General features: G+C 68.0%; 27 protein-coding genes. 12 read left to right on the forward strand and 15 right to left on the reverse strand.

What is annotated here, in order from left to right; translation table 11 throughout:
- Positions 1 to 21 precede the first annotated feature (21 nt).
- From WH85_RS06775 to WH85_RS06790, 4 genes are read right to left on the reverse strand one after another with little or no spacing between them, the layout of a single operon-like run.
- Positions 22 to 285: a hypothetical protein gene (locus WH85_RS06775; RefSeq protein ID WP_045740824.1), complete on the reverse strand. Its 264-nt coding sequence runs from the start codon at positions 283 to 285 to the stop codon at positions 22 to 24.
- Entirely contained in the window at positions 282 to 476 is a 195-nt protein-coding gene (locus WH85_RS06780; protein ID WP_045740825.1) for a hypothetical protein, read from the reverse strand. The genes WH85_RS06775 and WH85_RS06780 overlap by 4 nt, the downstream gene beginning before the upstream one ends.
- Positions 473 to 985 carry a Panacea domain-containing protein gene (locus tag WH85_RS06785; RefSeq protein WP_052720203.1) on the reverse strand — a complete coding sequence of 171 codons (513 nt, stop codon included), beginning with the start codon at positions 983 to 985 and terminating at the stop codon, positions 473 to 475. Before WH85_RS06785 ends, WH85_RS06780 begins: the two co-directional genes overlap by 4 nt.
- On the reverse strand, positions 982 to 1,275 hold the full coding sequence (locus tag WH85_RS06790) for a hypothetical protein (RefSeq protein WP_045740826.1): 294 nt from the start codon (positions 1,273 to 1,275) through the stop codon (positions 982 to 984). The genes WH85_RS06785 and WH85_RS06790 overlap by 4 nt, the downstream gene beginning before the upstream one ends.
- A 363-nt stretch (positions 1,276 to 1,638) precedes the next feature.
- Between WH85_RS06790 and WH85_RS06795 the strand changes: the two genes are divergently transcribed.
- Both WH85_RS06795 and WH85_RS06800 read left to right on the forward strand, forming a co-directional pair.
- On the forward strand, positions 1,639 to 2,451 hold the full coding sequence (locus tag WH85_RS06795) for a Scr1 family TA system antitoxin-like transcriptional regulator (protein WP_045740827.1): 813 nt from the start codon (positions 1,639 to 1,641) through the stop codon (positions 2,449 to 2,451).
- A gap of 551 nt (positions 2,452 to 3,002) precedes the next feature.
- Complete coding sequence (locus WH85_RS06800; protein ID WP_211275299.1) at positions 3,003 to 4,310, forward strand: NsdA family TPR-like regulatory protein; 1,308 nt, start codon at positions 3,003 to 3,005, stop codon at positions 4,308 to 4,310.
- Here WH85_RS06800 and cutA read toward each other — a convergent pair.
- Positions 4,307 to 4,654, reverse strand: coding sequence for a divalent-cation tolerance protein CutA (gene cutA / locus WH85_RS06805; RefSeq protein ID WP_045740828.1), 348 nt, complete (start codon positions 4,652 to 4,654; stop codon positions 4,307 to 4,309). The genes WH85_RS06800 and cutA overlap by 4 nt on opposite strands.
- A 24-nt stretch (positions 4,655 to 4,678) precedes the next feature.
- Between cutA and WH85_RS06810 the strand changes: the two genes are divergently transcribed.
- Complete coding sequence (locus WH85_RS06810; protein ID WP_045740829.1) at positions 4,679 to 5,410, forward strand: alpha/beta fold hydrolase; 732 nt, start codon at positions 4,679 to 4,681, stop codon at positions 5,408 to 5,410.
- Between the two features lie 141 nt (positions 5,411 to 5,551).
- Here the strand turns inward: WH85_RS06810 and WH85_RS54085 are convergent, their stop codons facing one another.
- The 10 genes from WH85_RS54085 to WH85_RS06860 form a co-directional block, all read right to left on the reverse strand.
- Positions 5,552 to 6,040: an endonuclease VII domain-containing protein gene (locus WH85_RS54085; protein ID WP_425394616.1), complete on the reverse strand. Its 489-nt coding sequence runs from the start codon at positions 6,038 to 6,040 to the stop codon at positions 5,552 to 5,554.
- A gap of 65 nt (positions 6,041 to 6,105) precedes the next feature.
- The gene (locus tag WH85_RS06820; protein ID WP_045740830.1) at positions 6,106 to 6,507 is read right to left on the reverse strand and encodes a hypothetical protein; all 402 of its coding nucleotides are present in this window, start codon (positions 6,505 to 6,507) and stop codon (positions 6,106 to 6,108) included.
- Positions 6,504 to 6,683 carry a hypothetical protein gene (locus WH85_RS06825; protein ID WP_045740831.1) on the reverse strand — a complete coding sequence of 60 codons (180 nt, stop codon included), beginning with the start codon at positions 6,681 to 6,683 and terminating at the stop codon, positions 6,504 to 6,506. The genes WH85_RS06820 and WH85_RS06825 overlap by 4 nt, the downstream gene beginning before the upstream one ends.
- Before the next feature lie 49 nt (positions 6,684 to 6,732).
- Positions 6,733 to 7,053 carry a hypothetical protein gene (locus WH85_RS06830; protein WP_045740832.1) on the reverse strand — a complete coding sequence of 107 codons (321 nt, stop codon included), beginning with the start codon at positions 7,051 to 7,053 and terminating at the stop codon, positions 6,733 to 6,735.
- Positions 7,054 to 7,074: 21 nt separating this feature from the next.
- Entirely contained in the window at positions 7,075 to 7,527 is a 453-nt protein-coding gene (locus tag WH85_RS06835) for a Panacea domain-containing protein (protein WP_052720204.1), read from the reverse strand.
- Positions 7,528 to 7,780: 253 nt separating this feature from the next.
- Positions 7,781 to 9,592 (reverse strand): DNA polymerase, encoded by a 1,812-nt coding sequence (locus tag WH85_RS06840; protein ID WP_052720205.1) that lies wholly within the window; start codon positions 9,590 to 9,592, stop codon positions 7,781 to 7,783.
- Complete coding sequence (locus WH85_RS06845; protein ID WP_045740834.1) at positions 9,589 to 10,122, reverse strand: hypothetical protein; 534 nt, start codon at positions 10,120 to 10,122, stop codon at positions 9,589 to 9,591. Before WH85_RS06845 ends, WH85_RS06840 begins: the two co-directional genes overlap by 4 nt.
- A 159-nt stretch (positions 10,123 to 10,281) precedes the next feature.
- Complete coding sequence (locus WH85_RS06850; protein WP_157410836.1) at positions 10,282 to 11,742, reverse strand: DNA primase family protein; 1,461 nt, start codon at positions 11,740 to 11,742, stop codon at positions 10,282 to 10,284.
- Positions 11,739 to 12,110, reverse strand: coding sequence for a hypothetical protein (locus WH85_RS06855; protein ID WP_157410837.1), 372 nt, complete (start codon positions 12,108 to 12,110; stop codon positions 11,739 to 11,741). The genes WH85_RS06850 and WH85_RS06855 overlap by 4 nt, the downstream gene beginning before the upstream one ends.
- A 71-nt stretch (positions 12,111 to 12,181) precedes the next feature.
- Positions 12,182 to 12,460: a helix-turn-helix domain-containing protein gene (locus WH85_RS06860; protein ID WP_045740837.1), complete on the reverse strand. Its 279-nt coding sequence runs from the start codon at positions 12,458 to 12,460 to the stop codon at positions 12,182 to 12,184.
- A 70-nt stretch (positions 12,461 to 12,530) separates the two neighbouring features.
- Here WH85_RS06860 and WH85_RS46730 point away from each other — a divergent pair, with 70 nt between their 5' ends.
- The 9 genes from WH85_RS46730 to WH85_RS06900 all read left to right on the forward strand — a co-directional run bounded on the left by WH85_RS46730 (position 12,531) and on the right by WH85_RS06900 (position 20,478).
- Positions 12,531 to 14,072: a coiled-coil domain-containing protein gene (locus WH85_RS46730; protein ID WP_052720206.1), complete on the forward strand. Its 1,542-nt coding sequence runs from the start codon at positions 12,531 to 12,533 to the stop codon at positions 14,070 to 14,072.
- Positions 14,073 to 14,134: 62 nt separating this feature from the next.
- Positions 14,135 to 14,284 (forward strand): hypothetical protein, encoded by a 150-nt coding sequence (locus WH85_RS06870; protein WP_157410838.1) that lies wholly within the window; start codon positions 14,135 to 14,137, stop codon positions 14,282 to 14,284.
- A 1-nt stretch (position 14,285) separates the two neighbouring features.
- On the forward strand, positions 14,286 to 14,510 hold the full coding sequence (locus WH85_RS06875) for a hypothetical protein (RefSeq protein WP_045740839.1): 225 nt from the start codon (positions 14,286 to 14,288) through the stop codon (positions 14,508 to 14,510).
- Positions 14,511 to 14,554: 44 nt separating this feature from the next.
- A complete protein-coding gene (locus tag WH85_RS50120) occupies positions 14,555 to 14,704 on the forward strand; it encodes a hypothetical protein (protein ID WP_157410839.1) in 150 nt (49 codons plus the stop codon).
- Positions 14,705 to 14,753: 49 nt separating this feature from the next.
- Positions 14,754 to 15,206 (forward strand): hypothetical protein, encoded by a 453-nt coding sequence (locus tag WH85_RS06880; RefSeq protein WP_157410840.1) that lies wholly within the window; start codon positions 14,754 to 14,756, stop codon positions 15,204 to 15,206.
- Between the two features lie 19 nt (positions 15,207 to 15,225).
- Positions 15,226 to 16,119, forward strand: a complete 894-nt coding sequence (locus tag WH85_RS06885) for a hypothetical protein (protein WP_045740841.1) — start codon at positions 15,226 to 15,228, stop codon at positions 16,117 to 16,119.
- Between the two features lie 109 nt (positions 16,120 to 16,228).
- Entirely contained in the window at positions 16,229 to 16,999 is a 771-nt protein-coding gene (locus WH85_RS06890; protein WP_045740842.1) for a hypothetical protein, read from the forward strand.
- A 16-nt stretch (positions 17,000 to 17,015) separates the two neighbouring features.
- The gene (locus tag WH85_RS06895; protein ID WP_045740843.1) at positions 17,016 to 17,468 is read left to right on the forward strand and encodes a hypothetical protein; all 453 of its coding nucleotides are present in this window, start codon (positions 17,016 to 17,018) and stop codon (positions 17,466 to 17,468) included.
- A gap of 100 nt (positions 17,469 to 17,568) precedes the next feature.
- Entirely contained in the window at positions 17,569 to 20,478 is a 2,910-nt protein-coding gene (locus WH85_RS06900; protein WP_157410841.1) for a hypothetical protein, read from the forward strand.
- Positions 20,479 to 20,481: the final 3 nt, after the last annotated feature.

Here is a 20,481-nt window from a genome sequence, read left to right on the forward strand (position 1 = left end):
CCCTGCGGGGGAGAGGAAAGATCAGAGGGCGGCGTAGCCGGAGTCGGTGATCCGCAGCTTCCAGATCGTCAAAGCCGGGTGCGGCACCTCGCCGATCAGGCCGGCGTCACGCAGCCGCCGCAGCTGGGCATCCAGGTCTGGGTCCACGTCGGCGGCGGTACGGGCTGCCACGAACGCACGCTCGACCGCATCCCAGCGGAACGCCGGGGAGACCGGGCCGAACGTGGCCAGCAGGACCCGATCGTCGGCGGTCACCGCCGCCGAAGCCAGGGCGGGGGCGGTCACCGCAGCACCACGCCGCGGTGCACCCCGGCCTCGATGACCAGGTCGGCGATCCGTGTCGCTGATGCGTGCATGGTTGCGGTGTTCCGCCGGATCTCGTCCTCGGACATGTGGTCGATGTCCGAGGAGTTCGGGTAGGCGACGGCCGCGTACTCGGCGACCAGCGTGTTCAGCTCGGCCAGCGTGCGCGTCACGACTGCGCCTGCCGGGCCGCCTGACGGGCCGCCCAGTGCGCGTCCGCCGCAGCGCACTCCGCACTGTTCGGCCGGTCGTCGTCCGGGTCGTCGGTCTCCGCCGCCCGCCGGAACCAGTCCCGCAGCACGTCCAAGTCGATCGGGTCACCGACTGCGGTGCGCTGCCACGGAGCGGACGACTGAAGAACAGTGCGCAGGTCGGTGACGGTCATCCGCCCGTACCGTTCGGCGGCGTCACCAGCCGACCCGGCGTGCCCCTCCGTCAGCAGGGCGGTGTCGTACTCGTCCGTACCAGGCAGGTCGACGTGCACCCCGCCGGCCGTGCGCACGATCGCCTCGGCGAACAGGGGCTGACCGCACCGGGCCAGGTGGTGGCCCTGCGCGAAGAACAACACCGCGCAGAGGCGGACCTCGGGGCGCCCGGGACGGCGGTAGAAGGCGTGCGGGTGGTTACGCCGCATCACGTACAGGATCCCGGCGAGCGGGGCCGGTGCCAGGGCGACGGTCATGCGGTCACCAGCCCGCGGTCGTAGTCGGCCTGCGCCGCGCGCATCTGGGCGACGAGGACAGTCAGCTCCTCCAGGAGCCGGGCCGCGTTGGTGGTGTCGAAGTCGTAGTCACCGACGTTCAGGCGCGGGGCCATGTCGTCGTCGGCCTGGCTGATCTGCACGCCGACGGTGGGCCGGGCGGCGCCGGGGAGGCGGGGGATCTCGACCTGCTCGGACTCGTGGATGACGGCCTCGCCGGGGGCCTCGTTGTGGGCGCGGCGGCAGTAGAAGATCGGGCAGTTGGTGGTCACGGATGAACCTCCGGGAGGTCGTTCCGGCCGGGGCAGGGGAGTCTCTGTCACGCCGACCCCGGCCGGGAGACGGCGGCTGAATGCCTACCCCCACCCTGCACTCCTGTATGTCAATCGTCAAGCGATTGACAAATAATGTAGATTCAAGAGTGCCAGGTTTCGCCACACCACAGCCCCGGACCGATCAGTCGGCCGGGGCTGCCTTGCGTACAACGTTGACAATCCACTGGCATGTGACTACGCAAAACCGGTCCGAAGGTGGGATCATCGCGAACGATCCCTAGAAATCCCGAAGGAGGACTCAGTGCTTCAACCGCGCCTGTGGCGAGACCTGGCAGTCCCCGCAGCGCGAGGAACCCGCCGATGAACCTCACCCCACGACAGCAATTCGGCCGGCACCTCCGGCAGATCCGCGAAGCCGCCGGCATCACCCAGTCCAAACAACTCGCCGAAATCACCGGCATCGACCCCGGGCTCGCCAGCCGGTACGAACTCGGCCAGCGCTGGATGCAACCCGAACACGCCCGCGCCTGGGCCGCCGCGACGGGCCTCACCGAGGCCGAGACTGACGAGCTGTTGCAGGAACTCGCCGACACGCGCACCGAAGACAAACGGCTCCGTTCCGGCGCCCAGTACGGGCCGAAAGGCACCCAGACCGACCGCAGCCGACTGTTCCGGGCAGCCACCCGCATCCGCGCGTTTGCCATCGCCGAACTCCCGTACTTCCTGCAAACCGCCGACTACGCTCGCCAGGGCCTGGCAGGCGACCCGGACACCGACGCCGTCATCGAAATGCGGCAGGCCGACGGGCTGACCGTCGGCGCGCCAGGCAAATACTTCGAGATCGTCATCGCCGAATCGGCGCTACGGTTCCTGCCCTGCGACCCGAACGCCATGCGGGCCCAACTGAGCCGGCTGCAAGGACTCGTCGGCCTACCCGGCGTCGAGTTCGCGGTCCTGCCCTTCGGCGTCAAACTCGGCGCCCTGCCGAAGAACGCGTTCACCGTCTACGACGAGACCGTCATGGTCGACGCCACCACCGGAGAGCTCGCGCTCACCCCGAAGATGGCGCCGCACTACACCGAGCTGATGGACTCGCTGCTCGTCGACACGGTTCGCGGCGAAGACGTCCACACGATCCTGCTGGCGGCCAGAAACGCGCTGAACGCGGCGTAGGCACACCACACGAAAAGGGCCAGCCTGCTACGGCTGGCCCTTTCCTGTGTGGCCAGTACGTACACCAGCGCCCCGGCGAAACCTTCAGCCTGCTGCGACCCGAGCGCCACGGCCGCAGTGATGTCGTCACCGGCATCAACAATCTGCACGTCCACGCGTGTCTGCCCAGGCCGCCCGGAATGATCGAACCGGGTCAGCCCCAGGCGCAGCCGCTCATCACCGGCACCCCACGAACGGCCGATGGTGTGCTGGTGGAAAGCCTCGCCCGGGCCAGGCTCGTAGTGGCTGCTGCACCAGGCTGGCCCGGGGGCAATACGTGCCGCCACAGATGCGCCCGGATCTGTCATCATCGCTAGAGCCGCAGTTGTCACGGTGGAACCTTCCCGTGAGGTTGGCAGCGCATCGGTAAGCGGAGACTGCGCCGATGAAGTCACAATGCACCGACAGGCACCACCGGTTCTTCCCGCGCATGGCTATACCCATCGTGGGGATACAGGGGCCGCAGCTTCCGTCCTACCGTTTCAGAGTGCTCCGCGATCGGAGGATCGCCAGTGAACAGCACGAACAGCAGCGCCGCGATACCCGGCCACGTCCTCAAACGTGGCGACATGCGTGACGCTCTGGCCCGCCACGACTTCGGCCAGGTCTTCGCCCTGGCCCGGCAGTGGGGCGGCATCAGCTACTCCCGGATCGCCGCCGCATGCCAGATCAAACCCGAACGGGTCGGCAGCCTTGCCCGCGGCATCGGGACGATCGCCTCCTACGAGAAGATCGCCGCGATCGCTGACGGCCTCGCCATCCCCGGGCACATGCTGGGCCTGACCCCGCGGCTCTGGGAAACCAGAACCGCAGGCGGAACGCCGGACAACCCCAGGGACGGAGACGGAACCATGCTGCGACGAGACATCTTCAAAACGGCGGCGATCAGCGCCGGACTGGCCATCGGCCTGCCCCTCGGCGGCAGCATCCGCAAGGTCGACACCACCCGGCTAGGCCTGCTTCGGCAGCGCACCGCCACCCTGCGGCAACTCGACAACATCCTCGGCGGCGGCGACACCTTCCCCATCTACCTACGGGAATACCAGGCAACCCGGCGCATCATTCGCGACGCCATCTACACCGACAGCATCGGCACCGACCTCGTCTCCCTGCTCGCCGAACAAGCCCAGCAGGCAGGATGGGCGGCATTCGACGCCGGGGACCAGGACGTCGCCCGCCGGCTGTATGAGGAGAGCCAGGACGCCGCCCGCCAAGCCGGTGACAAACTCCTCGAAGGCAACGCATACGCGTTCCTCGCCTACCAGCAGCTCGGCACCGACCTGCCGACCGCGGTGAAGAACGCCGACGCGTCGTGTGAGGCGGCCGGGGACACTGCGGTCGGGTCGGCCGGGGCTCTGCTCAACGAGCGCCGGGCGTGGGCGCACGCCCTTGCCGGGAACGCCAAGGAGACCGCCGCGGCCCTCGACCGGGCGCGGGAGGTCATCACCCAGGGCAACGACCGGCCGAACCCGGACTGGTCGGCGTGGGTCGACGACACCGAACTTCAGATCATGACCGGGCGTTGCTGGACCGAACTGAAACGGCCCCTGCGCGCGGTACCAGTCCTCAAAACGGTCCTCGCCGGGTTCGATGACACCTACGCCCGGGACAAGGCCCTCTACTCGACGTGGCTGGCCGCCTCATACTTCGACGCCGGCGAGATCGAGGAATGTGCGGCAACCGCGGACCGGATCCTGGATCTGACGGCAGGAGTGGCGTCGGTGCGCCCACGACAGCAACTCGCCCCCGTGCTGATGAAGTTGCAGGACCACAAGGACCTGCCGGAGGTCGCCGCGGTACTGGAGAAGGCCCGAGGCTAATCCTCATGCTCGCTGTCCTGGACTGTGCGCCGTACCCAGTCCAGGTAGCCGCCTGACCCGGCTGCCACTCGCAGGCCCAGCACCTCCGGGTTGGTCCACGGGTGATGTTCGATCAGTAGCTTCTCGAGTTCGTCGTACCGGTCGGCGGTGGTCCGCAGGATTAGCTGCCACTCCACACCTTCGCCGGACTCGCCGGCATGCCAGAACACCGACTTCACCGGCCCTACCACCTGGGCGCCCGCAGCCAGGCGTGACTTCACCGCCAGCCGGGCCAGCTCGAGCGCTCCCTGTTCGGTGCCGGTGGCGGTGCTGACCTGGATGATGTCGGTGCTGTCGGATCCCATGGTCTCGACCTTAGTGTCGAACGGGTGACGGCCTACATCACCGACGGATCCGGACCGCCCATCGTCCTCATCTCCCAGCTCGATTCCAGCGCCGACATCTGGGCGCCGCTGCTCCCGCACCTCGACGGCTTGCGCACGGTCACCTACGACCGGCCCGGCACCGGCAGTGCGCCGCCACGGCCCGCACCCAACCCGCCGATCCCGCACAGCGGCTTCGCCCGGGAGCTCGCCGGGTTGCTGCGCTGGCACGACGTCCGCGAACCGGCGATCCTTGTCGGGCATTCGTTCGGCGCGCTCATCGCCCGCGCCTACGCTGCCACCTGGCCGGACCGGGTCGCCGGCCTGGTCATCGTCGACGGGGCCATCCCGCAGTTCCACCTGATGCCCAGCGCCGAGAAGAAGATCGACGGCGGCACCGAGATCGATGTGGTCGCCGGGCAGGCCGAAATCCTCGCCGCGCCCACCCCCACCGTGCCCGCGGCAGTCGTCGTCCGCACCCACGGGCGCTGGGACGGGCTCGTCCAGCCGCCGCACCCCGCCGTCGAGGACGTGTGGCTCACCAGCCAACGCCTGCTCGCCCGCGACTGGAACTGCCCGCTCATCATCGCCGACAACAGCGGCCACCAATTGCAGCGGGAAGCGCCCTCACTGGTCACCTACGCCATCCGTACCGTCCGGGACGCTGTCGTGTCGGGGGAACCGGTGAAAACGGATCCGCAGGCGGCTGAGGCTGCTGGCGGACATCTCGACAGCTGAACACGAGACGGCCCGCACCCTGCGATGGGGTGCGGGCCTTTTTGCGTCGTGGCTACTTCGTCGACCAGGATCCGACGGTGTCCGCGCCCGCTACCCGCACCCTGGTACCCATCCGAAGGTCGGCAGTGGGCAGAGTGTCTCCTAGGGGGCATGATTGCGCAGGTACTCGGCAGCCTTCAAGAGTCGTTCGTGATTCTCTGCGAACAATCCTAGGGCCGTATTGCAGTGACGACACAATAAAGCGCGGACCTTGCCGGTCTTGTGGCAATGATCAATATCGAGGTTCTCCCCGACGGGAGGGCGTAGGCAAATTGCGCAACGATTCCCTTGGGCCTCCACCAGGGCTCTTAACTGTTCGACAGTAAGGTCATACTTCTTCAGCCGATCCAGAGTTCTGTCTCTCTTGCGTACCCGCGGTCGCCGCTCAGCAGACCCAGGCTGGCAGCGCCATCCGCCCCTATCTGATGCAGGGCGTCGACGAATCTTCGTGCCAGGTCCGCATTCTGCGCAATCCGCCAAAAGCAGTTCTGGATCAACATTGGAGAGGCGATGCTTTTTGTGTCCTTGAGGCACGAATCCATCATTGCGCACCAGTAGGTGATTCTTGAAATCCAAGACGCCCGGCCGCACCGGGCCCAACCAGGTAGCGACACATCGAGGCGTGGGACGTTCGTCCAACTGGCGCCGTCGATCGGCTATTCGTCGATGACTTCCAGAGTGCGCCGGCCGCCGTCGACGTCCGCGTACCGGTCCGGGTGGCAGGTCATCACGTCCACATCCATGTGAATCGCCATCATCGCCGCCGACGCGCAGTCCGGGCGGCCCGTCAACTGCTGCAACGCCACCAGCGCATCCCAGTCGCCGCCGTCATCGACGATCAAAGCGGTCGCCGGGTGCGCCAACAGCAGGTCCAGGCGGTCCCGGTCCAGCATGCCCGTGGCGTGCCCGGCCTCGACCAGGCACCACAGCGGGATCAGGACCGCCCCGTGCTCGTCGTCGATCTCAGCGAGAGTCTCGCCGACCGCCAGCGAGCCGCGAAGCCACGACGTGATCGCGCTCGAGTCGAATACCAGCTGGACTGTCCGGGCGCCGGTCACGCCGGGCGGGCCCGCAACTGCTCGAGGAACGCCGCCCGGGCCGCAGGATCGTGACGTTCCCGGGCAGCGAGCCTGCGCTGACGGGCACGGGCCTTGCCTTCCTCGGTGACGATCAGCCCCATCCGGGCATGAACCTCATCCAGGCTAAGTTTCGGCGTGCCGGTGTCCTGTTCCATGGCTCGAGGGTAGACCCGAGCGCCCGGCGGGCGGTATCAGCCGCGGGTGTCACAGCAGGCCGAAGTGCGAGAACACGATCCGGTGTTCATTCTCCTGGATCTCGTAGTAACAGACCACCGGGCGGCCCTCGACCAGCAGCGGGTGGCGTCGAAGCGTGAACACCCTGCACCGCATCGGGAAGTGATCGCTGAACATGCCTTCCTGGTTCTCGAACGGCTCACAGTCGCTGCCACGGGGATTGTCCTGAAGGCTGTAGTGCCACTGTTCGACCTCGGCGAGAACCTCCGGAGAAGGCACCGGGCCGCCTGCCCATTCGCCCAGCGCCTCCTCGAAGTTCTCCAGCTTCCACTTGCCGGGCCAGTCGGACATGGTGCTCCTTCGGGGATAGGGCTAGCCCCCCGTGCGCGCCTTACGCCGTGCAGCGAAGTCGGCCGCCTCAGCCTCGGTCGGTTTCGCCTGGCGTTCGACGGGCCGGCGGAACCAGTCGTTGAGCCATGACCATTCGATGCGGGAATCGTCGGCGGCATTGCGGGCTAACTGCCAGGCGGTGGAGATCTGCACGAGGGACAGCAGGTCGGCGTCACGCAGGTCCGCGTAACGGCTCAGGGCGTAGCCGATGTAGCCGAGTTGCCGGTTGTCGAGATCTTCGGGGGTCTCGTCCGGGCTGTCGTCGACGTGGACGCCGTCGGGGGTGGCGTACATCGGTTCGGCGAACAGGGGGCTTCCGGTGCCGGCCAGGTAGTGGCCTTGGGCGAAGAACAGCAGCAGGCGCAGGCGGGTGCCGGTCTGGTCGGGGCGGCGTTGCTCTATGGCGGTGATGACGGAGTTGACGCTCGTAGTCATCGGCGCAACGTAGGACGGCCGGGAGATCAGTTGAAGACCCGGTTCCGGTGATGGATCTGGCACGCCCGGTAAGTCTGCGGCGGGCAGGGTGGTTGCCGTTGCCGGGGTCGCCGCTGAACTCGCCACGTCACGAAACGTATCGATGCCGCTACTCAATGTGTGTCGGATCACGGACGCATCACGAAAGACCATCATCACTCCTTCTGCAAACTCGGTCGGAATACCTCCACCAGAGAAACCGCCGTAAACCCGGTCACTTCGCATACACGTGACCCCAGTTGACGCCACGCCGCTCACCCAGGCCCGCCTCGATCTGCACCGGCAACGAACCGCCTGCGGGCGCCCACGGGAAACTCAGCGCCGCCAACACGGTCTGCTCCACATCACCCGCGATACCAGCAGGAACGCTCAGGATCACCTCGTCATGCACGACAGCCCGCAACATCGGCACCACCTCAACAGGCAGCCGCAGCAAGCCCTCCATCATGATGTCCCGCGCGCAGCCCTGACCCATCAGCGCCGGAGCCTGCGTCCACGCCCGGTCCGGGTCCACCCGCAGCGGCCGGCCGAACCCGTTGTCCAGCACCCGCCCCGCCTTGCCGTCCGCGCGGACCCGGTCCCGCCACGCCACCAGCCCGGGGAACTGGGCACGCATCCCCGCGTCGAACTTGCGGGCCACCTGCTCCGACACCCCGGCGTTACGCACCAAACCGTTGATCGACATGCCGTAGTTCCAGCCGTGCCCCAAAGCCTTCGCCTCATCACGGCGGCCCGGGTCACCCCAGACCCGGGTGGCCACCTCCCGGTGCAGGTCCAGGCCGGGCGCGAACATCGCCAGATACGCCGGGTCCTGCGACAGGGCCGCCAACGCCCGGGCGTCGACCTGCGACAGGTCCGCGGAGATCAGTACATGGCCGGGCTCCGACAGGAACACCTCCCGCTCGGCGTACTTCCCGCCGCGTTTACCCATCACCGTCAGCCCGGGTTTCGTCGTCGACCAGCGCCCCGACGCCTGGAACATGCCGATCTCCGGATGCACCCGGTCACCGACGAGATACTGCTGCACCGTCTCGTAAACGGTCCGGACCCCGTTCAGCGACCCGACCAGGTCCACCAGGGCCATCACGTCCGGACGGCCCGTGAACACGGCGGCCACCTCGGCGAGAGCGTCCTTACCGAACGACGGCTGCCCGTTCTCCGTGACCGGCAGCCGCACCCCCAGATCGGCGAAGGCGCGCACGATCGCCGCCTTGCCTTCCGCGGTGGCGTGCGGTGACTTCGACACCCCGCCGCCCTTGCGCGCTGCGGGAAGCCCGTACCGGGCGGACAGGTCCGCGAGATGCCCGGCGCGGACGGCACGGTTCGCCGCCACCCGCCGCTCGAGTTCGGGCACATCGACCCGGAACCCGTTCATGCGGATCCGGGCGGCCACCGCGGCAACATGATGCTCCCGGCGAAGGTACGGCCCGGTCCGCAGTTGTCGTCCGAGCCGTGCGGTCAGGTCGACGTCACCGGCCAGGTAGCGCACGTACCGTTCGTCGTCCAGGGGGATCCGGTCGAAGCCGCCGTGCTGGCGGGCGAGGGCCTTCAGGTCGCCGGTCTTGGTGGCGCCGAGCAGGCGGTCGCCCATGCTGTCCAGGCTGTACTCGCGCAGGATCTGCGCCTGCTTCATGCCCGGCGCCGGCGGGTCGTTGAGGATCCCCGCCAACTTGGTGTCGAACACTCGGCCTGCGGCGGCCATGCCGAGCAGGTCGATGCTGTGGTGCAGGGCCATGGCGACCAGGTCGAAGGCGAGGACGTTGTGGCCGATGACCAGCCGTGCCCGACCGATGGCATCGGCAAGTTGGGCCGGGTCGTCGGTGATGGTGATCCGGTCGCCGGTCTGGTAGCCGCAGAGCCGGATGAACCCGGGCTGCCGGTGCCACATCTGGTCTTCGCTGGCGGTCTCGATGTCGAGGGCGACCACACCGGGCGGCAGGGTGACGGCGCCGCGGGTGTTGAGGGTGCGGTGGTCGAGCCGGGGGTAGGGGACGTCGAACAGGGTGGGTTCTTCGACGGCTGTCATCTGGGGCCGTGTCCCGGGTATGTCTGGCGGCAGTCGGTGCAGAGTCCGACGTCGAACCACAGTAGGCCGAGGATCACCGAGGCGGTGTAGATCCCATCGTCTGTTGCCGGACCGGCGCAGACGTGGCCGCAGCCGTCGCAGGTTGCGCTCGCGATGGAGTTGCGCGGCGGGTACAGAAGCCCAGTGCAGGCGGCGCAAACGATCAGGCCCGGTTTCCAGGCGACCGCAAACACTGGTTTCGGGCTGTACGGCGAGGGGCTGTGGCGGCAGGTGGTGGCGGTATCGAGGAGCCACCAGACCAGGGCGTCGATCAGGGAGAGGCGGATCCAATCGGGGAGATCCTGGGGAGCCAGTGGGGTGAGCGGTGCGCCTTGCAGGGTTGAGGCGGCTTCGCCGAGTCGGCGAATTTCGTCGCCGGCGGCCTGCTGCTGGTCGGTGAACCAGGTCGGCAGGGCGTTGCGGGCCTCGGCGGCGAAGGCGGCGAGACGCGGATCGTTGAGCAGTTCATCGAAGATGACCGTGTAGTTCATGAGGACTCCTGCCGTCGTTTGGTACCTTTGCGGATTTTTTGATCAGTGGATCTCCCTGGACAGTTGGACAGTTGAAGTGCGTTTTGGAGGTCGGTCTATCGCACAGGTAAGAAGCTAGGGTCAAAAACGCTTTCAACTGTCCAACTGTCCAGGGCAAGATCACGGCGAGAGCGGCAGGAACCGGGTCTTCACGCACACATCCGTGTACCGGACCGTCCCGCTCTTCTCCTTCAAAAACCCGAGACGTTGCAGCTCAGAACCCAACTTCGTCTGCGTCACCGGCCGACCCCGCTGCCGGGTCACGTCCCACCACTTCGTGTACGACTCGAACATCAGAGCCGCCGACACAGTCTCCCCGTCGACCCGCTCCAGCGCGTCCCCAGCAAACTGAGCCGCCGGAGATGCCTCGGACATGCCCGCCGCCGTCTGCCGCCGGATGGCCTCCGGCGCCTCCAACGGGCCCTTGCCTGTCCAGTGCTGAATGATCGCGTTCAGGAACCCGGACGTCTCCGCCTTCAGCTCGTCCTTGAACGACTCCCGCAGCTGGGTACGGTCGATCTCGTAATCCCAGGAGATCTCCACATACCGACGTTCCATACCGCCGTCCGCCGACCATGACGGCCGGTTGTTCGTGTCCATCTGGAACAGGATCTTCGGGGAGAACGTCACCGCTTCCTTGCCCATCGCCCGACCCTGCAACTGCCCACCACCGGTGATCTTCTTGAGCATGCCCAGGTTGTAGGCCGCGCCCTCCTCCGGCTCGTCACAGAACACCAGCCGGGCACCCCGCATCGCCGCCAGCTCCGACCGGTACACCTCCCGGGCGTTCTTCGTACCCTTCAGAATCACCTCCACCGGCAGCTCCGTCGCATAGTCACCGGCCACCGCCGTCAACAGGCCCGCCATCGTGCTCTTGCCGTTCCCGCCCGCCGCGCCCCGGTTCACCACGAACTTCTCCATGCCCATGCCGGACAAGCCGCGCGCCCACATTTGAAGCTGGAACCGGCGTACGTCCTCGTCCGGCTGGTAGTCCTTGAACGCCTTGGCGACCTTCGGGGCTTCCTCATCCGGGTCGTACGCGCAAGCGGTCTTGGTGTTCATGTCCGTTGGCCGGGTGGCTCGGATCGACGTCGCACCGTCAGGATGCAGCTCGATCATCCAGCCGTTGGCGGTCGGCAACAGCCACGGCGCCCCGTCGAGCGGCGGAGCGTCGAACGCAGACACTGGCGTGGCGACGCCCGGAGAACCCCGGGCGATCTTCATCGCCTGGTTCTGTTGGCTGCCACCGGAGAAACCGGTGAGTTCGACGCACTGCTCACGGCTGAGGCCCTTGGCGCTGTCGTCGAGCAATGCCCGCGTGTAGTCCTTGATCGTGGCCACCAACTCGGCCAGCACCGCCGGTTCCGCATCCGGCACCCACTTCGCGCCGTTGTGGTGCAGCCATCCCAACTCCCTGCACCACCGGAAACGGCCCTGCAAGCGGGGGATCAGTAACTCGGCGAGCTTGACCGCACCGAACGTCTCCACCGGGCGGGTGCACGATTCGCAGCCGGCACCCTTACCTTCGGCGCCGAGCGGTTCACCATGTTTGCAGGTGTAGTCGGCGCCGTACGGGATCACGCCGCCCACCACAGGTCATCTTGCGGATCCTCATCCCAGGGCACCGGGCCGCCGGTGTACGCGCCGATCCGTGGGATGCGTGAGGCGGCGTCTGCGGCTTGCCGGCGGTTGAGCTTTTTGACCCCGCGCATGGTTGCTTCGGCGCTGAACGACCCGGTGTAGGTGTACATGGCGGCGATGTTCGCCAGCGCGTGTTCGTCACGCTGGCCGTCCTCGTAGCCCAGGTCGTAGCCCCAGCCCATGAAGATGCGGGTGAGCCAAGCGACCTGGTCGCGGTTGAAGGTCTCCTGGGTGAGGAGTGCGGCGGCAACCCGTTCAGCTTTTGCTGCGGGGGTGTCCCCAGGTGGGTCTGTGTCGGTTACCGTCAAGGGAGTCTCCTGCGTAGTCGCGTACGTGGGCGTGACGAATCGGCCGGGGTGCTCGAACACCTCGGCCGTTGTCATGTCTGGGTGTCGACGGGGATGTTGAACCCGACGGCCGAAGCGAGCCGCTCGAGCTGCTCGCGGTAGCGAATGGCGATCTCTGTACCGGGCTGCCCGCCACGTTCGTAGTAGGCGATTGATCCGTGGCTGACCCGAATCTCGCGGGCAAGGCGGCGAAGGCTGACGTTCGCGGCGTCCCTGATTGCGCGGCGGATATGGGGTGCGGGGAGCCGGGTGAGGGTGACTTCCTCGGCGAGGGTGAGCGCCCTGATGGGCGGAGTGATGGTGTCGGTCATAGGGCCGATCGTATAAGACGCGGCGTCAATCGCCTAGCGATTGACAAAGAGTCGTGCTAGCTTCATTCCCATGCCCCTGACAGTGACCGCCTACCAGGCACCCGACACCGGCCCCACCACACAGCCCGTGCCGGCCACCGTGGAGACCAGCTGGTTCGAGCGCGCCCTGAACGCGTTCACCGACGGCCCCGCAACCACCCTCACCGCCGCCCTGCTCTCCGCACTCATCGCCGGACTCGGCGTCTACTTCTTCACCCGCCGCCCCGGCAAAAACGACTTCAGCAAGCAGCTCATGTACATCCCGCTGCTCCTCGTCAACGGCGCCGCCGTCTACGGACAGGTCGCCTTCTTCTACGAGACCGTCGCCCCCACCGCCTGGGCCGTCCCCGGCAAAATCCTCCTCGCCGTCGTCATCGCCCTCGCCATCGAATCCATCTCGATCTACGTCGGCTGGCACGCCCACGACGCGCTCATCAACAAACTCGGCCACACCGCCGCCCGCCTGCGCCGCGCCTCCTACGGCATCGCCGGACTCGTCGCCGCCATCAACTACGCCCACTTCGCCGACTTCTCCGACCGCACCGGTAACCGCCTCGGCCTCAACGCCGCATCCGTCGCGTTCGGCCTGCTCTCCCTGATCAGCCCCTGGCTGTGGGGACTGCACTCCCGTCGGCTCAAGAACCTGCAACTCGCCAAGGAAGGCGTCATCGACGCCACCGGCGCCGTGTTCTCCGGCGAACGCGTTCGCTCCTTCCCGCTGCGCTCCTACCTCGCCCGGCGCTGGTCCATCGACCGGTACATCACCGACCCGCGGCAGGCGTGGCGCGGCTACAACCACGAACTGCGGATGCGGTGGGCCGCCGACGTCGACCAGCCCGGCTGGTGGCTGCGCATCAACCCGGCCGCCAGGGTCAAGCAGCTCGCCGAAACCCTCACCGGGCAGAAGCAGCTGTCGTGGGCGATCGCCCTGCACGCCGAAACCCTCACCGGTGAACTCACCTCCACCCGCGCCGCGGTCGGTGCCGCCGAACGAAACGCCGCCGCGCAGACCGCCCGGGTTACCGCCCTCACCGAGGAACGGGACACCCTCACCGGTGAGCTTGAGACGGCCCGCGCCGACATCGAAGACCTCACCGACCAGTTGACCCAGGCGACCTCCGACATCCAGTCCGCGCGCCACGAAATGGCCCTCACCGTTGAGGCCCGCGACGACCGGATCCGGGAGTTGGAGAAGACCCTTACCGACACCGTCGACAGGCTTACCGGTGAGAACGCTGACGCTCTCCGTAAGGCGCAGGCGGAGTACACCTCGAAGCTGGCGATCGCCCGCGCCGAGGCTCGGGTGCCGCGCCTCGACGACCGTCGCGGTAAGGCGTCCCCGGTGACCTCGCCGGCCTCCACCGGTAGGGCCTCACTGACCGATGAAGACGCTGTTCAGAAGATGCTTACCGAGCAGTCCGACCCGAGTTTCGAGTGGTCGAAGAACGCCGTCCGGGAGCTTCTCGGTGTGGGGTTCGGTAGGGCCGAGAAGCTCATCCCGATGTGGCTTACCGCCGCCCGTGAGAACGCCTCCGGTAAGCCGTCCGGTGGGGTTGTGGCGGTGAACCAGTGACCCGTCTCCGGGCCGCTCACCGGTTGCTTGCGGTGGGGGCTATCGGTGCGGGGCTCGTCGTCTTGCGCGATGGGTTCACCGGTGACCTCACCGCCCACCCGGCCGCCGTCTTGATCTGGGCGGTGTCGACCGTCGGCGTGGGGCTTACCGCCCGCGCGATGCGCCGGACTGCTTACCGCAACACCCACCACCAGACCCCCAAGGAGAACTGACATGACCGAACCGATCGACACCACCGCCACCGCCGAGGTGACCCTCACCGTCAACGGCCTCACCAAGACGTTCACCGCCACCGTCGCCACCAACGGAGACCCCGCCACCGCCGCCCGGTCCGCCCTCGAAGCCGTCGACAACGACGCCACCCAGTGGACGTACAAGGAGCTGCGGTACGAGCTTGCGGATGCCGTCCGGCAGGAACTCGCGGAGAACCTGCGATGACCACCGTGTCCCGTGAGGTAGTCCGTAAGGTGCCTGCAACCGTTGTGACCAGGCGAAACACGAGCCTGAACGTGATCGACGGGCAGGCGCGGCCCACCCGCAAAGTCGCCGCCGAGGCGACCAAGTTCCTGGCCCTGCTGATCCTCGCCCTGCTGTTCGCCGGCGGTTTTGCCGCGAGCCTCGGCTACCTCTGACCACCCCTCGAAAAGCCGTGCCGAGCACGCACAGAAAGGACCTCAGGCCATGACCAGCCCCCACCCCATGCCCGATGTGCGTGCATGCACGCACAAAGACAACACGCCTCCTGCCGGGCGTCCCACCAGGGAAAACGCGCCTGGCAGGCCCTCTCTGAGGGTCGTACCGGCTCCCACGCACATCGCGGAGACCCCGGAAACGGATCAGGACCCTACGGCCTTCTCCGAGCTGCGTACGTCCATCCGATCCCACCGCGCCGCCGCCGAACACCCGCCCACCATCGCCGAAGCCGCAGCCACCTGGTGGCCCGACCGCGACCACACCCGCCACGGGATCGCCGGCCAACTCGCCAGCGCCGCCGCCGGGCTCGTCCAGCTGATCGGCCTCGCCGCGACGTGGGCCACCGCCCACGTCTTCTTCGGCACCAAAACCCGGGCTGCGATCTTCGGCCTGCTGATGCTGCTGTCCCTGACCACCTGCACCGCGCTCGACCACCTCTAACCCCAGGAAGGGGAGCCCCATGACCGAGTGGCTCAACGCCCACTACCTGCAACTCGCCGCCATTGCCGTCGGGTTCCTGCTCCGCTGGGGAGCAGGGCAGTTCCTCGCCAACGCCACCAAGACCGGCAAAGGCGGGGCCCCTCGCAACGGCCAGGACGGCGGCGGAAAGAAGTCCCGCTGGGACAAGACCCGCATCACCAAGTTCGTTGCCCTCGCCTTCTACTTCGCGTCGGGCTGCCTGTTCGCGTTCGGCGCCTACCCGGCCGCACAGTGGGTCGTGTCCTGGGGTGGCGGGCTCGGCTCCTGGGTGTCCGTCATCTTCGGTGTTCTCACCCTCGCGGCGGGCTGGCACTCCCTGCACGGACTCGTCGGCCTCGTCCACGACATGACCGACGGCACCCCCGACGACGAAGCGTTCAAAGCCGCGTTCCTCGTCCCGACGACCATCCCGCTCGGCTGGGCCGCCCTAGTCGGCCTGTTCACCAACCCGCGGGGTGCCGCAACCGGCGTGGCAGTGCTGGCCGTATCGGTGGTGACCGCCCTCTACGCCCACAAGATCCTGAAGAAGACCCACGCCGCGCAGGGCCACTACAAGCTGTGGATGTGGTTCTCCACGATCATCTGCTGGTTCGTCGGGTTCGCCCACATCCCCGCCCTCATCTACCTCAACGACTTCGCCGGCGCGCACCTGCCCGAAGGCGTCGCCTGGCTGTTGCGGATCGTCGTCGTCGCGTCCGGGGTGCTGTTCGCGATGGTCGGCCTCGGTGACGTGCTCCGTGACTGGACCCCGGAGAAGTGGTCGCAGTGGGCGGCCATGTACAGCACCCCGATCTTCTCGGTCCTCAGTGTCGCCGTGGCCATGGCCACGGCCAGCGCCGAAACCGGCCTGACCACGATCTTCGCGGCGTTCTGATGCACACCTACATGATCTCGTGGCTGTCGATCACCGGAGACGGCCAGTTCAACCACGGCAACACCGACCGCCCGGTCGTCATGAGCTTTTCCCGTTCCGAGGAGGACCAATGACCCCCACCCCGCCCGGCAACACTGGGCGAACCACCGACGACACCAAAGCCGCCGCGTTCTTTACCGGCGCCCTCACCCTCGCCGCCGGCGGCGCAGGCCTGCTCGTCGCCGGGCTCGTCCTCGGCTTCGACTGGATGCTGCGCGGCGAACCCGCCGACCGGGAACACCTCGCCTCCCGCCGCCGCGCCGACGCCCGCGACCGCTACAACGACTCGTTCGCCTGGCTGGAAAACGACCGCGCCGAACAGGCCGCCTACCGGCGGGCCCGCCGGGACTGGTTCAACGCCGACCCGGAAACCCGCGGCAACAGCCCCACCAGCAGCGAAACGTTCGGGCACGTCATGGCCCGGCTGTGGCACCGGTCGGTCGTCGGCGCGAACCGGTTCCGGAAGGGCTGGGCGCACGGCCGGGAGTCCGCCGAACTGCGGCGCGCGGACGGCGACCCGAACTGGTGGAAACCCAACCTCAACCCGCACCGCATCCCGAACGACCCGTACCCCACCGGCTCGATGCCCGACGACCCCGAACCGCAGCCCACCCCCACACCGGCACCCGATCCGAGCGCCGTCATCGACGCCGAGATCGTGCCCGACGTGCCACAGCCCGGCCCCCGCGACGTGGTGGTAGTCGGCGCCGACACCGACCCGCAGGCCCATTCCGGCGACGCCGCCCGCAACCAGGCCCTCGACAACCTGGCCGCCGAGGTCAACGGCAGCCGCCCCACTGGCCCCGCCGACCCGTCACCGCCACTGACCGTCATCCGCTGACCCCCGGGAGAACACCATGAGCACAGCAGTCAGCCCCACAACTGGCGGCAGCATCACCCCCAACACCGCCGGACCCGGAACCGCCCTGGCCGCCCCCGGCGGCACCGGAGCAGCCGGCGCCGCCACCATGTCCATGGTCCGCATGACCGCCCTACTCGAGCAGGCACGCAAGGCCCTGCTGATCCTTCAGGACGTCGGCGTCGACCTGCTCCGCGAGTCCGCCGCCACCAAGGACACCGCCGACTACCTGACCGCCTCGTTCGGCGAACGCATCTCCCTCGAGGAGATCGTCACGATCGCAACGATGCTCGGGCAGATCGCCGACGCCAGCCTGAACGTGGTCGCGCAGGGCCACGACTCGGTCCGGGCGGCGCTGGCCGCGAACTTCCAGGTCCTCGTTGTCCAGGAGCAGCTGCACGCTCTCGGCGCGGACGGCGGCTACGTCGACTCGCAGCGCCGCGCCGGATAAACCCGCCCCGCGCACTGCGGTGCCGCCCACGACCCTCACGGTCTGGGCGGTGCCGGATTACACGGGACACCCTACCGCCTGATCTTTGGAGACGACCGCCATGACCATGCCTGTAGCCCCGACCCGACCGCCCGCCCCGAAGGGTGCCCTGCCCGCCGGTATCGTGCTGTCCCGCTACTGGAGGGAATCACCCGGCGGGCCGTTGACCAAACACGACCACGACCGGCCGGTCGACGAGGACACCGACGAGCCGGTCGGACTGTGGTGGATGTGCCCCGCCGCCGCCACCTGCAAGACCGGCGAGTGGGTGTTCCGCACCGCCGAAGACAAGCCGGGCCGGCCGAAGAAGAAGTTCTGCGCCGAACACGGCACGGAACTGATGCCGGGCCGCGCCGAACCGGACGACGACAACCCGAAGCAGGCCGCCCGGAACTGGCTACAGCAGCGCCTGACCGAGAAGGCCACCGCCGCGAAGCAGGCCACCCGTGACGCCGCCCAGCAGCGCATCGGCGCGCTCCGGGCGGCCGGACGAGACGAAGCGGACCGGCTGCGCCGGGACCTGCGCGAACACGTTCCGTCCGCCGCGGTGTCGTTCGGCGCGCTGGTTGCCGACTGGGCGCTGCTGTACGAACTCGACGCGCTGCCCACCTACGCCACCGGTGCGGGCCTGGCAGTCGGCGGGACGCTGCTCGCCTACTGGGCGGTGTACGTCGGTGAGCTGGTGTGGGCCCGCCGGATGGGCTACACGATCCGGGAGTTGCCGGCGTCGGTGCGGTCCCGCGCGCGTTCCCGGGCGCGGTGGATCGCCGCGGGGGTTCTGTCGACGGGGGTGTGGCTGCTGATCGCGGAGACGATCGGCGCCGACCTGGGCAACGCGTGGGGTGTGGTGGCGAACATGATGGCCGCCGTGATGATCGGCGTCGTCAACTACAACCCGTGGCAGGCGATGGTCGAACGCCGCAAGGCCGAAGCCCGTGCCCGGGTGGAGGCCGCGGAGGAAGCGGCCCGGGCGGAGGAGGAACGCCTCACGGCCGAGGCTGCCGAACGAGACCGGCGCCGCATGGCCGCCGAAGAAGCCGCCCGTGTTGCGGAGGAAGCCGCCCAGACGGAGGCCCGCAAGATTGTGACCGTCACCGACGACACGGTCACCGCGGGCCGTAAGTTCGCCGAACGCTGGGAGAAGGTCGCCGCCGACGCGAAGGCCCGCAACATGGGCCCCGGCTTCGAGATCTGGCGCACCGCCGTGGTGCCGGAGCAGACCCGCAAGCTCACCGCCGTTGTCGGCGGCGAGACCGTGGTGATCGGCCACGAGTTCCTGATCCGTGCCGAACCCGGCGTGCTGGCCCCGCGAAACGGGATGAACGTGTCGCCGTTCTTGCAGATGAAGACGTGGCTGTCGTCGATGCTCGAACTCGACGACGGCATGCTTGACCTTGCCTACCAGCCGAAGCGCCTCGACGACGGCAAGACCGACACCGAAGTGCTGATCAACCACGGGCTGGTGACCCTGTTCGACACCCACCCGCTCGGTGAGGCCGTCAAACACCCCGGCCCGTCGGGCGTGTACACCGACGCGAAGGGCGCCCGGTGGGGGTTCGCCGGCCGGGACCTGCGCGGCAACCCGGTCTACCGGAGCCGGTGGACGCCCGGGCAGGCCGGTGGTGGTGTGCGGGTGGGTGTGACCGGCATGGGCAAGTCGGTGGTGACGCAGGTCGGCGCCTACAACGATCTGCTCCTCGGCATCCTGCCGATCATCCACGATGCGGGTAAGAACGCCATGGACTTCGTGGACTTCTACGGCATCATCCCGGTGGGTCACACCATCGAACACCGGGAGATCATCCGGGAGTCGTTGTGGCACGAGATGAAACGACGCCAGGCGTGGATCAACACGCAGACCGCCGTCGGTCTGGGTGGCATGGAAGTCACCGCCGACCCCACCTGGGATCCGGTCCGTGGCGGCCCGCCGATCCGGTGCACGTGGGAGGAGTTCCACATGCACATGTCCGACCCGAAGTTCATTCAGTACCTCGGTGCGCAGGTCCGCCTTCAGCGGGCCACCGCCATCATGGCCGAAGGCGCCTCCCAGGGGTCGGGCCTGGCGGACTGGGGTGACCAGCAGATGAAAGAGCAGATGACCGAAATCTCGCTGGAGATGATGCGGGTCTCCGACCACACCGCGAGGCTCGCCGGCTACCAGGGCGGGCTGATGCCGTCCACGCTGCCGTCGCTGCCCGGCATGATGGTCAGCCAGGTACTGAAGGGAGATCCGGTCGCCTACCGGTCGGCGTTCATGCCCCGCGACCCGAGTAACCCCGAGTCGCTGATCTACCGGCTGAAGCGGCCCAACGGCACCCCCGAAGGCGAACAGATCGTGTTCGCCCCGCAGCTGCCGCCGGAGACCATCGCCGTGTTCAAGGAGCATGGACTGATGGACCTGTGGGAGAAAGGCAAGACCAAGTCTGGTCGAGAGCAGCTTCAGTCCGAAGCCGACCCGGTCGAGTCGACGGTCATGCCCGACATGCTCGAGGCGATCCTCGGCGGGCAGCCCACCCCGAAGCCGCGGCTGCGCGCCGATGAGGTCGTCTTGGGCCTGCTGAAGAACGAGGACGACAACGGGCGCGGCGGACTCACCCAGCAGCAGATGCTCGCGTCGCCGTGGTGGGCGCAGATCGAGGGGGAGTGGACGAAGAACGCCGGCATCCCCTCACACACCACGATCGGCCGGGCCTGCAAGAACCTGTCCGGGCTGGAATCCCCGCTGATCGGCTCCGACGAGGGGACCCCCGCCCGCTGGTCGCTGCTGCCCGCAGGGTCGGCACGCGGGGAGCAGGCGTTGACGCTGCTGCGGTCAGCCGGCGTACTCGGCAAGCAGGCCCAATCCCAGACGCGGGCGTCTGGGATGGACATCGCAGGCCTGGAACGGCAGGCGATGCTCGAGGCCGAACAGGCAGCCCTGATTCAGGAACTGGTGCGGGAAGCTGCCGGGCTGACAGGACCGGGGCAGTGACCG

The sequence above is a fragment of the Actinoplanes rectilineatus genome, from assembly GCF_000962825.1.
Lineage (GTDB): Bacteria > Actinomycetota > Actinomycetes > Mycobacteriales > Micromonosporaceae > Actinoplanes > Actinoplanes rectilineatus.

Excerpts from the sequence above, each read along its gene's own strand:
- WH85_RS06840 (WP_052720205.1), bottom strand. The coding sequence starts at position 9,592 with ATGACAGCCGTCGAAGAACCCACCCTGTTCGACGTCCCCTACCCCCGG.
- WH85_RS06860 (WP_045740837.1), bottom strand. The coding sequence starts at position 12,460 with ATGACCGACACCATCACTCCGCCCATCAGGGCGCTCACCCTCGCCGAG.
- WH85_RS06845 (WP_045740834.1), bottom strand. The coding sequence starts at position 10,122 with ATGAACTACACGGTCATCTTCGATGAACTGCTCAACGATCCGCGTCTC.
- WH85_RS06835 (WP_052720204.1), bottom strand. The coding sequence starts at position 7,527 with ATGACTACGAGCGTCAACTCCGTCATCACCGCCATAGAGCAACGCCGC.
- WH85_RS06830 (WP_045740832.1), bottom strand. The coding sequence starts at position 7,053 with ATGTCCGACTGGCCCGGCAAGTGGAAGCTGGAGAACTTCGAGGAGGCG.
- WH85_RS46730 (WP_052720206.1), top strand. The coding sequence starts at position 12,531 with ATGCCCCTGACAGTGACCGCCTACCAGGCACCCGACACCGGCCCCACC.
- WH85_RS06885 (WP_045740841.1), top strand. The coding sequence starts at position 15,226 with ATGACCGAGTGGCTCAACGCCCACTACCTGCAACTCGCCGCCATTGCC.
- WH85_RS06895 (WP_045740843.1), top strand. The coding sequence starts at position 17,016 with ATGAGCACAGCAGTCAGCCCCACAACTGGCGGCAGCATCACCCCCAAC.
- cutA (WP_045740828.1), bottom strand. The coding sequence starts at position 4,654 with ATGGGATCCGACAGCACCGACATCATCCAGGTCAGCACCGCCACCGGC.
- WH85_RS06890 (WP_045740842.1), top strand. The coding sequence starts at position 16,229 with ATGACCCCCACCCCGCCCGGCAACACTGGGCGAACCACCGACGACACC.
- WH85_RS06880 (WP_157410840.1), top strand. The coding sequence starts at position 14,754 with ATGACCAGCCCCCACCCCATGCCCGATGTGCGTGCATGCACGCACAAA.
- WH85_RS06785 (WP_052720203.1), bottom strand. The coding sequence starts at position 985 with ATGACCGTCGCCCTGGCACCGGCCCCGCTCGCCGGGATCCTGTACGTG.
- WH85_RS06795 (WP_045740827.1), top strand. The coding sequence starts at position 1,639 with ATGAACCTCACCCCACGACAGCAATTCGGCCGGCACCTCCGGCAGATC.
- WH85_RS06825 (WP_045740831.1), bottom strand. The coding sequence starts at position 6,683 with ATGGAACAGGACACCGGCACGCCGAAACTTAGCCTGGATGAGGTTCAT.
- WH85_RS06900 (WP_157410841.1), top strand. The coding sequence starts at position 17,569 with ATGACCATGCCTGTAGCCCCGACCCGACCGCCCGCCCCGAAGGGTGCC.
- WH85_RS06875 (WP_045740839.1), top strand. The coding sequence starts at position 14,286 with ATGACCGAACCGATCGACACCACCGCCACCGCCGAGGTGACCCTCACC.